13 protein-coding genes are annotated in these 11,814 nt (G+C 60.5%); 9 read left to right on the forward strand and 4 right to left on the reverse strand.

Annotation, left to right across the window (positions count from 1 at the left end; translation table 11 throughout):
* The first annotated feature begins 66 nt into the window (after positions 1–66).
* Genes K9857_RS05285 through K9857_RS05295 form a run of 3 tightly spaced genes read left to right on the forward strand, consistent with a single transcriptional unit; the run spans position 67 to position 1,975 of the window.
* A complete protein-coding gene (locus K9857_RS05285) occupies positions 67–729 on the forward strand; it encodes a hypothetical protein (protein ID WP_224533806.1) in 663 nt (220 codons plus the stop codon).
* On the forward strand, positions 729–1,157 hold the full coding sequence (locus K9857_RS05290) for a phage holin family protein (protein WP_224533807.1): 429 nt from the start codon (positions 729–731) through the stop codon (positions 1,155–1,157). Before K9857_RS05285 ends, K9857_RS05290 begins: the two co-directional genes overlap by 1 nt.
* Positions 1,154–1,975, forward strand: coding sequence for a DUF3618 domain-containing protein (locus tag K9857_RS05295; protein ID WP_224533808.1), 822 nt, complete (start codon positions 1,154–1,156; stop codon positions 1,973–1,975). Before K9857_RS05290 ends, K9857_RS05295 begins: the two co-directional genes overlap by 4 nt.
* A 186-nt stretch (positions 1,976–2,161) precedes the next feature.
* Here the strand turns inward: K9857_RS05295 and K9857_RS05300 are convergent, their stop codons facing one another.
* Positions 2,162–2,413, reverse strand: coding sequence for a DUF6555 family protein (locus K9857_RS05300; protein ID WP_224533809.1), 252 nt, complete (start codon positions 2,411–2,413; stop codon positions 2,162–2,164).
* 229 nt (positions 2,414–2,642) lie between these two features.
* On the opposite strand from K9857_RS05300, the gene K9857_RS05305 reads away from it, so the two are divergent.
* The 3 genes from K9857_RS05305 (at position 2,643) to K9857_RS05315 (ending at position 4,975) form a co-directional block, all read left to right on the forward strand.
* On the forward strand, positions 2,643–3,173 hold the full coding sequence (locus K9857_RS05305) for a hypothetical protein (protein WP_224533810.1): 531 nt from the start codon (positions 2,643–2,645) through the stop codon (positions 3,171–3,173).
* Between the two features lie 544 nt (positions 3,174–3,717).
* Complete coding sequence (locus K9857_RS05310; RefSeq protein WP_224533811.1) at positions 3,718–3,936, forward strand: hypothetical protein; 219 nt, start codon at positions 3,718–3,720, stop codon at positions 3,934–3,936.
* A 16-nt stretch (positions 3,937–3,952) separates the two neighbouring features.
* The gene (locus K9857_RS05315) at positions 3,953–4,975 is read left to right on the forward strand and encodes a UV damage endonuclease UvsE (RefSeq protein ID WP_224533812.1); all 1,023 of its coding nucleotides are present in this window, start codon (positions 3,953–3,955) and stop codon (positions 4,973–4,975) included.
* Positions 4,976–5,226: 251 nt separating this feature from the next.
* Here K9857_RS05315 and yddG read toward each other — a convergent pair whose 3' ends face one another.
* Complete coding sequence (gene yddG / locus K9857_RS05320; protein WP_224533813.1) at positions 5,227–6,126, reverse strand: aromatic amino acid DMT transporter YddG; 900 nt, start codon at positions 6,124–6,126, stop codon at positions 5,227–5,229.
* A gap of 52 nt (positions 6,127–6,178) precedes the next feature.
* On the reverse strand, positions 6,179–6,766 hold the full coding sequence (locus tag K9857_RS05325) for a TetR/AcrR family transcriptional regulator (protein WP_224533814.1): 588 nt from the start codon (positions 6,764–6,766) through the stop codon (positions 6,179–6,181).
* Between the two features lie 139 nt (positions 6,767–6,905).
* Between K9857_RS05325 and K9857_RS05330 the strand changes: the two genes are divergently transcribed.
* Positions 6,906–8,090, forward strand: coding sequence for a YbfB/YjiJ family MFS transporter (locus K9857_RS05330; protein WP_224533815.1), 1,185 nt, complete (start codon positions 6,906–6,908; stop codon positions 8,088–8,090).
* Between the two features lie 107 nt (positions 8,091–8,197).
* On the opposite strand, the gene K9857_RS05335 is transcribed toward K9857_RS05330, so the two are convergent.
* Positions 8,198–9,949, reverse strand: coding sequence for a SulP family inorganic anion transporter (locus K9857_RS05335; RefSeq protein WP_224533816.1), 1,752 nt, complete (start codon positions 9,947–9,949; stop codon positions 8,198–8,200).
* Positions 9,950–10,162: 213 nt separating this feature from the next.
* Here K9857_RS05335 and K9857_RS05340 point away from each other — a divergent pair, with 213 nt between their 5' ends.
* Both K9857_RS05340 and K9857_RS05345 read left to right on the forward strand, forming a co-directional pair.
* Positions 10,163–10,936, forward strand: coding sequence for a ParA family protein (locus tag K9857_RS05340; protein WP_224533817.1), 774 nt, complete (start codon positions 10,163–10,165; stop codon positions 10,934–10,936).
* 236 nt (positions 10,937–11,172) lie between these two features.
* On the forward strand, positions 11,173–11,802 hold the full coding sequence (locus K9857_RS05345; protein WP_224533818.1) for an FMN-dependent NADH-azoreductase: 630 nt from the start codon (positions 11,173–11,175) through the stop codon (positions 11,800–11,802).
* Positions 11,803–11,814 lie beyond the last annotated feature (12 nt).

Consider the following 11,814-nt stretch of genomic DNA (forward strand, 5'->3'; position numbering starts at 1 on the left):
TATGAGGGGCTCAGAGCAATGGTGCCGCGCAGCCCGACGGCGATACATCGCACAGCGAGGGACGACATGGACACTCCAGACAACAGAGCGGGGACTTCGACGGGCAATCCGGGAGGCGACGACCGCGAGCAGCGTTTTGAGCATTTGAAGGAAGATTTGACCGATACGCTCGGCAGCGCCAGGCAACAGGCCGATGCGCAGTTCGGTCAATACCGTGACACGGCAGCCGACCAGATCGATGCATTGGCCAAAGGAGCGAAGTCGTTCGTTTCCGAGCTCGAAGAGCATGACACGCTGGGCATGTCCGATTACCTCTCCGACATGGCGCAATCCATGAGCGGCCTGGCGGGCAACCTGCGCGGCAAAAGCGCCGAACAGCTGTTGCATGACGGTGCCGAGCTGGCGCGTAGCAACCCTGCCTTGTTCATCGCCGGCAGCATTGCAATCGGGTTCGGCTTGTCGCGGTTCATCAAGGCAAGCAGTTCTACCGCCGCGACCATGGGTGCTCACGAGGATCCGGCGGCAGGCACTTCGGTGCCTCCATCCGGCGGCTTCGGCGCCCACAGACCTTATGAAACGTCGGTGACGCCGCAATCGACGCCACACGCCGGACTGGACACCGGCATTACCCCAGCCGCGCCCAGTGCGCAGGACCATCCTTCGGACTTCGCGACGCACCGGGCTTCGGCTTCGCCTGACTCGCTGCCAAACACTCGGGGAGAACTGTGATGAACAGAGACGATCCAGACCTGCGTGGAGAAAGACCCTACGTTCAGACAGACGATGCTTCCGTGACGGGCTTGTTGCGCCAGCTGACCCGGGAAGTGCCGGCGTTATTCATCAAGGAACTGGCCCTGGCCCGCGCGGAATTCCAGGCCAGTCTTGGCACCTTGAAAGCCGGGATCGCCTCGGTCGCCGGTGGCGCGATCGTGCTGCTGGCGGGCTTCATCATCCTGCTGATGTCAGCCGTCTATGGGCTAGCGCTGTTCATGGCGCCCTGGCTGGCTGCCCTGATCGTCGGGGTGGTGGTGATGATCATCGGCTTCGTCATGTTGCAGTCGGGCAAAAAGCAGTTCGAACCCTCTCATTTCAAACCCGATCGGACGCTGGATGCCTTGAATAAAGACCAGGAAGCGCTGCGGAGGAAGGTCACATGAAAAGCGAATTGGACTACGAATCACAAAAAAGCCCCGAGCAGATCGAGCGCGAAATCGATGCGCAGCGCGAGAGCATCGGCAACATCGTCGACCGACTGGAGAGCAAGTTCACCCCTGGGCAAATGATCGATCAGGCGTGGGGCATGATGCAGAACAATGGCTCGACTTTCCTCACCAATCTCGGCACCAGTGTGCGCAACAACCCGGTGCCTGCGGTGCTGACTTCGGTGGGGTTGCTGTGGCTGATGATGAGTCAGAACAAGCCTCCGGTTGCGCAGCCCGTTTACCGCACCGGGCCCGATCAGGACCGGTTTGGCGAGTGGGCCGATAATCTGGCCGATGGCTTGGACAGTGCCCGTGAGAGCGTGCATCACACCGCTGATTCGCTGAAGGAAGGGTATGAGTCGGTGAAGGGCAAGGCGCACATGGGCGAAAGCCTCAGCGCTGCCGGGCATAACGTGAGTGATGCGATGCACAACGCCGGCGACCGGTTGACGCGCAATGGCCAGGTGTTGGGGCAGCAGTTCAATCAGTTGCTCAAGGAGCAGCCGTTGGTGGTGGCGGCTGCGGGCATTGCCCTGGGGGCTTTGATGGGGGCAGCGTTGCCGACTACCGCGACCGAGCAGCGTTACATGGGGCGGGCGAGTGCGGGTGTGGTTGATAAGGTGAAAAAGCAGGCGCAGGAGGGGTATGAGGCGGTGCGGGATACGGTTACGCGGACTACTGAAAATTCGTCGGTCGATGCGACGGCGGATGCGCGGCAGCGGCCTGCCTCGACCTCACCGGCTGATCTGTCCGGCGGGCTCGAAACTTCGTGATGCAAGGCAAGTGAGATTGAAAAGGTGTCGAGCACTTTGTGGTGAGGGGGGCCTGTGGCGAGGGGGCTTGCCCCCGTTGGACTGCGTAGCAGTCCCATCTTTTGGGGCCGCTTCGCAGCCCAACGGGGGCAAGCCCCCTCGCCACAGATGAGCCCGTTCTCGCAGGCATACTCTTTCAGCAAGACATCAAGTCGTCTGCGTCCACTCCAACGTCGCCGTCTCCCGCCACTTCACATCCGTGATCCCGTACTTCTCCGCCTGCGGCCGCGAAACCACCTTCAACGGCGGCCGCCCCGGCTTGGGGATCGGTGCAACACCGGCATCACAACTTGCCCAATGCCATGCCTGGACATTGTTCATGACAGGCGCGCGAATGATGAAAGACTTTGGCTTTCCATGAAGCTGGTATTCGATGATGAACATATCTGCGCGGGCCATGAGTCTCTCCTTAAGTTCTATGGGAAAGAGTCGTGGGGCTCGGGAAAATTCAAATTATTGAAAAGCAATGCCAATAACGCCGCCTGCCCCCGACTCTGATCGTTCCCACGCTCTGCGTGGGAACGATCGGCCACAACAGCGGTTGCCTCCACGCTACCGTGCCAGTCATCCAGAACTTTGAACGCCTCGATTTGCGGCCCACCTAAAGCTCAAATCAGGAGGCCCCGTTTTGCCAAGAATACTCACATCACCCACCGCAGAAACCGAAGAACAAAACGCCCGGATGTTCGGCACGCCCAAGGAGCGTCTGGACTTCTACCGCAAGGAAATTCACTACGAAACCAGCATCCTCGCCAATCGCACCGACGCTTATCTGGCCGCCCAATCATTCCTGGTCATCGCTTTCGCCTCGTGCATGGCCAACCTCAATCCTGAATGGGGCAAGTCGTTCACGCTGGTGGTCCCGCCGTTCCTCGCGCTCTTGGGAGTACTCAGTTCCCTCAATGCCTGGCCTGGCATTCGGGCTTCGTACGACATCATCGATCACTGGTATTTCAAACAGAGCCAACTGTTGCGCAGCGAGCCGATGATGGGGCTGGCCTATGACGAATCGCCGTTGTTCAGCGCCCGTGAATCCACCCACAAGGGCTACAAGAAGGCTTTGTTGTTTTCGGTGCGCACGCCCTGGATCTTTGCGGTTTTCTGGGTCGTTCTGGGTGCCTGGGCGGTATTCATTCAGGTGACGAATCTGGGGGCATGACGATTGCGAGAAGCGAGCAGAGTGCTGTGTTGAGCCGGCCACGGATTTTTGTGGGATGCGCCGGCTGGAGCCTCGGGCGGCAGCACCCGAACCTGGAACGCGCCCGGCGTGATGGGGGTGATGACCAGCTCGCAGTCGAGGCTTTAGGCGATGGGACCGAACAGGGTGTCGTGCAGGTAGTTGAGGTGAGCGGATGTGGGGATCATGGCGGGACTCCAGACGTAAAAACATGAGCGGCCTGACGACGCCCACCTGTTTGCTAGACGTAGGGGGGGATTGGGGAGTTCAAAAAATGCGGTCTCGAAAGCGCCACATGACATGTAGCAGCTGGCGAAGCCTGCGTCCGGCTGCGCAGCAGTCGTGAATTCAGCCAACGCGTTGTATCAGGCAGATATTGCACTCAGGTTTTGCAACTGCTTCGCAGCCGGACGCAGTCTTCGCCAGCTGCTACAGGGGTCGCGAATTTCGCCATACGTCGCACTTGATGAACGTAGTGCCCTGCACGCGGTTCCACCGTTATATAACCGCAGCGGGGGACGCTGTCATGAACGAGGATCGCAAGGTGCTGGCGCTTGAAGTCTGGCATTCATTGTTGGGCAAGCCAGAAATGCGCGGGACCGCTCCGGAGCAATATGAAGAGTTGCTTCGGTTGGCGGAGGATTATTGGAGACAGGGGGTCATTGATCGGGATGAAAGACGAGGATTGGTGATCGCGGCGACCGAACGGTATGCGCGTTCGGTGGATAATGGTCGTCACGTTTAAAAATAAATGGAGCAGCATGTCTATTTCCCGCATCGGTTTTGCCTGCCAATACCGCCATCCCCAGCGCAGCCTGGCGTTGGCCGAGTTGAAAGTGATCGAGTCCGCGCTCAATCCGCGCACCACCACGTTGCGCTGGATGGACAGCGTGTCGGCGCAGGTGGCCGAGGCTCGGCTTACCGAGGTGGTGGAGCACAATCTTCAGGCTCAATTGCGCTTGCTGGATTACGTCGCGCAACTGCCCGCGGCCTTGCGCATGTTGCGCTTGAGCAGTGATCTGTTGCCGTTCTATAGCCATCCGAAAATCAAGGCGTTCTATCAGGATCCGGCCATCGTGCCGAAGTTGATCGAGGGGTTTGCCGCTATCGGCTCTCGTGCGAGGGATGCCGATGTTCGTCTGTCGATGCACCCGGGACAATATTGCGTGCTGGGCTCGGACCGGCCCGAGGTGGTGGAAAACAGCCTCGCCGAATTCGAATACCACGCCGACATGATCCGGATGATGGGTTACGGCGTACGGTTCCAGGATTTCAAATGCAACATCCACATTGCCGGGCGACTGGGGGCCGAGGGGATTCGCAGTATTTGGGGGCGGTTGTCCCAGGAGGCGCGTAACTGCATCACCTTCGAGAACGAAGAGAAGGTCTACGGCGTGGATGACTGCCTGGCGCTGGCCGACCTGGCACCGGTGGTGCTGGATGTGCACCATTGCTGGATCAACGAAGAGGATTACATAGCGCCGCATTGCGACCGTGTATCGCGCATCATCGACAGCTGGCGCGGCGTGCGCCCGACCATGCACTACTCACAGCCGCAGGAGCGGTTGCAGGAGTCGGGGTTCAGTTCGCAGCAGAAGCTGGTGATGGAAGAAGTGACCCGCGTGGTGGCCAAGCGTGAGCTGTACGCTCATAGCGATCAGATGTGGAATCGGTGGACTAATGAATATGTGCTGCAATTCATGGATCGGTTCGATGTGATGTTTGAGGCCAAGGACAAGAATGTGGCGACGTTGGCGTTTTACAACGAATACATGAGCCGCTGATCCCTTTGTAGGAGCGAGCTTGCTCGCGATGGTCGTCAACGATGACGCTGGCTGCCTGATGCCCCGCGGCGTTCTTTCGGCCATCGCGAGCAAGCTCGCTCCTACAGGGGGAGATGTGGAGACTGGCTAACTGTGGGAGCGAGCCTGCTCGCGATAAATCTCCTGGCGACGCGTTCTATCAGGCACCCCGCGTCATCGTTGACCACCATCGCGAGCAGGCTCGCTCCCACAAGTTGACTCCCACAAGGTGCTCAGGCCGAACCGGCGCGTTCGCGGGTTGCTTGCCAGCAGATGAGGGATCCGACCGTCACCATCACCGCGCCTTGCCAAAACTGCGCCGCCAAGGACGCCCCCAACCACACCGCCGCAAAGGCTGACGAAAGCACCGGCGCAGAATACGAAGCAGTCGCTAGCAACGTCAGATTGCCGCGCAAAATCCCGATATTCCAAAGCGCGTAACCGCCGGCCATGGCAACACCGGCGGCGATCAGTTGCAGGCAGCCAACCAGGGTAAACGCAGGAAGCACTTCACCACTCAACCCTTGCTTGAACCAGAGCACACAGGCGGTGATGACGAAAAACAGCGCCACCAGATTCTGTCCGCCGGCGTATTTGCGAGTGACATTGCAATACAGCGCAAAGGTAATCCCGCACGCCAGAGCAAGGCTGTAGCTCAGCGGATTGGACTGCACGTTGGCGACGATGCCGGGCAGTGACAGCCCGTCGCCGCTGACCACCCAGAGGATGCCGAACAATGCCAAGGCGGTGCCCGGGACGATGATCCAGCGCGCCTTTTGCCCGTTCATGACGATGGCCAGCAACACGGTCAGGCAGGGCCAGAGGTAATTGACGACGCCCAGTTCAATGGCCTGATTGCGGTTGCTGGCGAAACCCAGGGCCAGCGACAGACACACCTCGTAGGCGACAAAAAGCGCGGTGCCGAGAATCAGGTAGATGCGCGGCGTGGAGCGCAGGCGGGGTTTACCGAGAAAGGCGATCAACATGATCGCGCCCAAGGTGTAGATCAACGCGGCGCCGCCCAAGGGGCCGAAGATTTCGCTGACGCTCCGGATCAGTCCCGCGGCGGTGCTCCACAAAAGAATCGCCACCAAACCACACGCCGTGGCGGCCCGTTCGCCTCTGATCTGCATCTTTTCCTCACGCCCAAAGGGTGCGCAGTCTACGGTAATTGGCCGGCGTTTTTCACTTCACCGTTGGATGCATCAGAACCGCAACCAGCGAATCGGCGATGTCCTGCAGGCGTTGTGCGTCCTGGTAAAGCCGTTCGATCACCACGATTCCCCGGGTCTGGCTGACCACCAGCCGCGCTGCAGCGACCGGGTCCAGCGTCAGGCTCTCTCGGGCCTCTTCGGTAGAAAAACGCTCCACGAGCAATGCCTCCAGACCATCGAGCAAACCGCGCAAGGCTTCGCGGATCGGCTCGCTGTTGGCAGCTTCGTCGATGGCGGTCTTGGTGGTCAGGCAACCGCGGGGCGGGGTGCCCAGGGTCATGGAGGCGATGGTGTACGCAAAAAATGCCTTGAGCGCCAGATCCAGTTGCGGCTCGTCCAGTGCCTGGCGTGCGGCGTCCAGAAATCGCGCCTTGTAGCGGCCGAACACTTCGAGAAACAGCGCCTGTTTGTCGCCGTAGGCGTTGTACAGCGAACCGCGCAACACGCCCGTCGCCTCCGCCAGTTGCGGCATCGAGGTCGCCCCGAAACCCTGGCGCCAGAACAGCTCCATGGCCAGATCCAGGGTCTGCTCTTCGTTGAATTGACGTACGCCTGCCATGTCGATCGTCCTGCGTGAAGGGGATGAAGGCGATCTTGACATGCCTGTCAAACATGTCAACACTGCCAAGCATGACAGGCCTGTCAAAGATGATCCGCACACTTTGCGCCTCCCCATCGAGGCACCTCAGGAGTCCCCCATGCGCAGTACACAACCTCACCCCTTACATGCCGTGCTGGCCGGGCTTTGCGCCAGCCTGGTCGGCATTGGCCTGGCTCGTTTTGCCTATACGCCGCTGGTTCCGGCGCTGATCGAAGCCCACTGGTTCGCCGCCAATGAAGTGATTTATCTGGGAGCGGCGAATCTGCTCGGCTACCTTGCCGGCGCCTTCTGTGGCCGGCCGCTGGCACGGATGTTCACGGCCCGACGCAGCCTGCAATGGATGATGCTGCTGGTGGCGTTGGCGTTCTTCGCTTGCTCTTTGCCTTTGTCGATCCTGTGGTTTTTCACTTGGCGCTTCGTGTCCGGTCTGGCTGGCGGCGTGATCATGGTGCTGGCGGCCGTGACGGTGTTGCCGTATCTGCCAGGGGCGCGCAAGGGCTTGGCCAGCGGGGCGATTTTTCTTGGCCTCGGATTGGGGATTTCCGCTTCGGGCACCGTGGTTCCGCTGTTGCTGGAAGTGGGGTTGCGTGAAACCTGGATCGGGTTGGGTGTGGTTGCCTTGGTGCTGACCGCGATCAGCTGGACCGGCTGGCCGCGCGCCGTTGCGCCAGTCGCGGCGCCGGTGGCTGGAACCACGGCTGTTTCGCCGGGATTGGGGCTGATTTATGTGCAATACGCGCTGATGGCTGTGGTGCTGGTGCCGACGATGTTGTTCCTGGTCGATTATGTGGCGAGGGGGCTGGGGTGGGGCACTCACTCGGCCGCCATGCTCTGGGTGGTGTATGGCCTGGGGGCGATCGCGGGGCCAGTTGTCTACGGTGCATTGGCTGACCGAATCGGCCCGACTGCCAGCAATCGGGTGGCGCTGACCAGCCAGTTGTTCGCCATTGCTGTGCTTGCGCTGTCGAGCCAGACACTGTGGCTGGTGCCGGCGGTGTTCGTGATCGGCAGCTTTCCACCGGGCATCGTGCCGGTCACCCTCGGGCGCGTGCAGCAACTGACCCGTGATCCGGTGGCCCAAGGCGCTGCGTGGAGTCGTGCCACGGTTGTCTTTGCGCTGTTTCAGGCATTGGCCGGGTATGCGTATTCGTGGTTGTTTGCCGGTAGCCATGGCAATCATGTGCTGCTGTTTTGCATTGGTGGGGTGGCGGTTGTGCTGGCGTTGGTGAGTGACGGGGTGTGGGTTGTGATGCGGGGGGCTGAGCGGCGCCAGGTCGCATAAAATCACTGTAGGAGCGAGGCTTGCCCGCGAAGGCGTCAGGCCAATCAACATCGATGTTGAATGTGCCGGCCTCTTCGCGGGCAAGCCTCGCTCCTACAGAGGGACGATCAATTAGCCGAGAGGTAGTTACCGACCGCATCATCCACCGTCGGAAAAAACGCCTCTTCACCCAGCTTCTCGAACAGCCCGAACCGCTTGAGTTTGTCCTTTACCGGGTCCTTCATCTCGGCCAGGCACAACTCGATCCCCGCCGCCTTCAAGGTGTCGTCCAGCTCGGACAGCATGTCGGCAGAGGTCACGTCCACGCTGGTGATCGGTTCTGCCGCAATCACCAGCCAGCGCACCGGCGTTGGCGATGCGGCGATGGCGTCCAGCACGCGATCGTGGAACAGTTCCGCGTTGGCGAAAAACAGCGAAGCGTCCCAGCGAAACAGCACCAGGCCGGGGATCAAGGTGGCGTCCGGGTAGCGCTGGATGTCGTGGAAACCCTTCACGCCCGGAGCCTGGCCGAGCACGGCGGAGTAGGGGCGCCAGCCATCCCAGAGGAATTCGATGACGGCGATCACGATGGCGATGCCGATACCCTCGATGGCCCCGAACACCGCCACGCCAATGGTGCAGACGATCGACAACCAGAATTCCCAACGCTGCATGCGATAGATGCGGCGCAGGTCGGTGATTTCGATCAGGCCGATGGCCGAGGCGATCACCACCGCGGCCAGCGCGCTATTGGGTAGGTGCTCCAGCAGGTTCGGCGCGACCATCAGCAGCACCGCGACCGCCACCGCGCCGACCACCCCTGTCAGCTGGGTTTTCGCCCCAGCGGCCTCAGCCACCGGGGTTCGCGAAGAACTGCTGCTGATGGGGAAACCCTGGAAGAACCCGGCCGCCAGATTGGCAAACCCCAGGCCGGCCATTTCCTGGTTCGGGTCGACATAGGTGCGCGTGCGTGCCGCATAGACCCGGGACAGCACGCTGGTGTCGGCGAACGAGACCAAGGCGACGGCGCAGCCGCCGATGATCACCGGAACAATGTCCTCGCGAGTGATCCACGGAATCGCGAACGCCGGCAAACCTTGCGGCAGTTGCCCGAGGATCGACACCCCGGCGCGCGCCCCGAGGTCCAGCATGCCCACCACAATCGTCGCACCCGCCACGGCAATCAGTATCCCGGGGATACGCTTGTGGCCCTTGAGCAGCAGGATCACCACCAATGTCGCCGCGCCCACCGCAAAGGTCACCCAGTTGGTCTTGCCGTTCAGGATCGACGTAACGATGGCCATGACATTTCGCAGCGGACCGTCGGCATCGATGGAAAAGCCGAAAAGCTTGGGCAACTGGCTGATCAGCACCGTCAGCGCAATCCCGTTCATGTAGCCGTAGCGGATCGGCTTGGACAGCAACTCGGTAATGAAGCCCAGCCGCGCGATGCCCGCCAGAATGCACACCACCCCCGAGACGATCGCCATCATGCTGGCCAGGGCGACGGCGCGCATGGGATCACCGCCCGACAGCGGCAGAATGACGGCGAGAATCACCGCGGCCAGCGAGGAATCCGGCCCCAACACGAGGATCCGGCTGGGCCCGAACAGGGCGTAGGCAATGAGGGGAATGATGGTGGCGTACAGGCCATAAATGCCCGGAACACCGGATGCCACGGCGTAGGCGATGCCGACCGGCACCAGCATCGTGGTCAGTACCAGACCGGCCATGAAGTCGTGGCGCAGCCAGGCGATCTTGTACTCGCGCAGCGTTTTGAGCCCCGGCAGCCAACGGCTCAGACCGGTGTTGCCGCCAGCACCCCTGTGTGCGATGCGACCCGGTTCCGTAACTGGCGGCGAAGAATCGGAATGGCTCATGGTGCTGTGGTCCTTAACCTGGCAAGGCGACCATCTAGACGTTAGCTCAATCGCACGACTTGCAAGTCACTTCAGGGTCGAAACCATGGTCCAGGCTCAATGACTGACTCGAAAGTGAAATAAAAATGTCATTTGGAAACATTTCTGAAATATTTCATTCTTATGATCGAGTGCAGTTGTTAACAAGGATTCTTAATTAAGGTTGTCGGTCCCATGCGTCGAGCGGTATTCAATCAAAAAGGAGGCGTTGGCAAATCGAGCATCGCCTGCAATCTCGCGGCAGTCAGTGCTGCGGAGGGCTACAGGACGTTGCTGGTGGATCTCGATCCCCAAGCCAACTCGACCCACTATCTGACAGGGCTTACCGGCGATGACATTCCCGTGGGGATCGCCGATTTCTTCAAGCAGACCCTGTCCAGCGGCCCGGCCAGCAAGAAGCATCGCGTGGCCATCACCGATACGCGCTACAACAATCTGCATCTGGTCACGGCCAGCCGCGAGTTGACGGATCTGCAGGCCAAGCTTGAGTCCAAGTTCAAGATCAACAAGCTGCGGCGTCTGCTGGTGGAGCTTTCCGAGGACTACGAGCGCATTTATATCGATACGCCGCCGTCGCTGAACTTCTATACCTACAGCGCGCTGATCGCCGCTGACCGGGTGCTGATTCCCTTCGATTGCGACAGCTTCTCCCGCCAAGCCCTGTACAACGTGATTGCGCACGTCAGCGAGTTGCGGGCTGACCACAACGAGTCGTTGATCGTGGAAGGGGTGGTGGTCAACCAGTTCGAGGCTCGGGCCAATTTGCACAAGACGCTGATCGATGAGCTGGTGGCCGAAGGGTTGCCGGTGCTGCCGGATTACTTGAGCAGCACGGTCAAGATGCGTGAGTCCCATGAGGCGTCGGTGCCGATGATTCATCTGGCGCCACGGCATAAGTTGTCGCAGGAGTTCGTGAGCCTGTTTTCGGCGTTGGAACAGGCGAGCTGATCACACGCACCACACCCATGTAGGAGCTGCCGAAGGCTGCGATCTTTTGATTTTGTTTTTAAAAGCAAGATCAAAAGATCGCAGCCTTCGGCAGCTCCTACATTTTGAATGGGGACATCCTCTAAATCCGGGGCGTCTGTGAGGACGCCTTCGCGAGCAAGCCCGCTCCCACAGGGGAGATGGCTTACCGTTTGCATAGTCAGGCGTACCCCGTCCGTCATCCGAGGAACGTCTGCATGAAGTTGTTGCACATCGATGCCAGCCCCAAAGGCCAACGATCCAATTCGCGAGCGCTTGCCCGCCACTTTATTGCTTGCCTGCGCGAACAGAATGTCGAGCTCGAAATCGACTATCTGGACCTGACCCAGCAGCCGCCGGCGCATATCGACGAGTCATTCACCATCGCCACCTACACGCCTTCGGCGCAGCGCACCGCGGCGATGGAGCGGACCCTGGCGCCGTCCACGGCCTTGTGCCGCCACGTGCTGGACGCCGACGCGCTGCTGTTCGCCATGCCGATGCACAATTTCTCCTACCCCTCGGTGTTCAAGGCGTTCATCGACAATATCGTTCGTGCTGAACTGACTTATGTGGTCGACGAATCAGGCCAGTACGTCGGCCAACTGAACCGGCAAAAAGCCCTGTTCATCACCACCCGAGGCACGGACATGCGCGCCGGAATGCCTCTGGCGCATATGGATGCGCTGACGCCATCGCTCAACGCTGCCTTCGGTTTCATCGGCGTTCGAGACCCTTCGTTCGTCAACGCGCAGCCGACGCAATTCGCGGCAGCCGAAGCACGGGATGCGGCGCTCGCCAGAGCCCGCATCGAACTGCTCGAAGTCGCCCGCAAATGGGCGGCATAACGCCGCCCCTGT

Source organism: Pseudomonas sp. REP124 (assembly GCF_020164475.1).
Taxonomy (GTDB): Bacteria; Pseudomonadota; Gammaproteobacteria; order Pseudomonadales; family Pseudomonadaceae; genus Aquipseudomonas.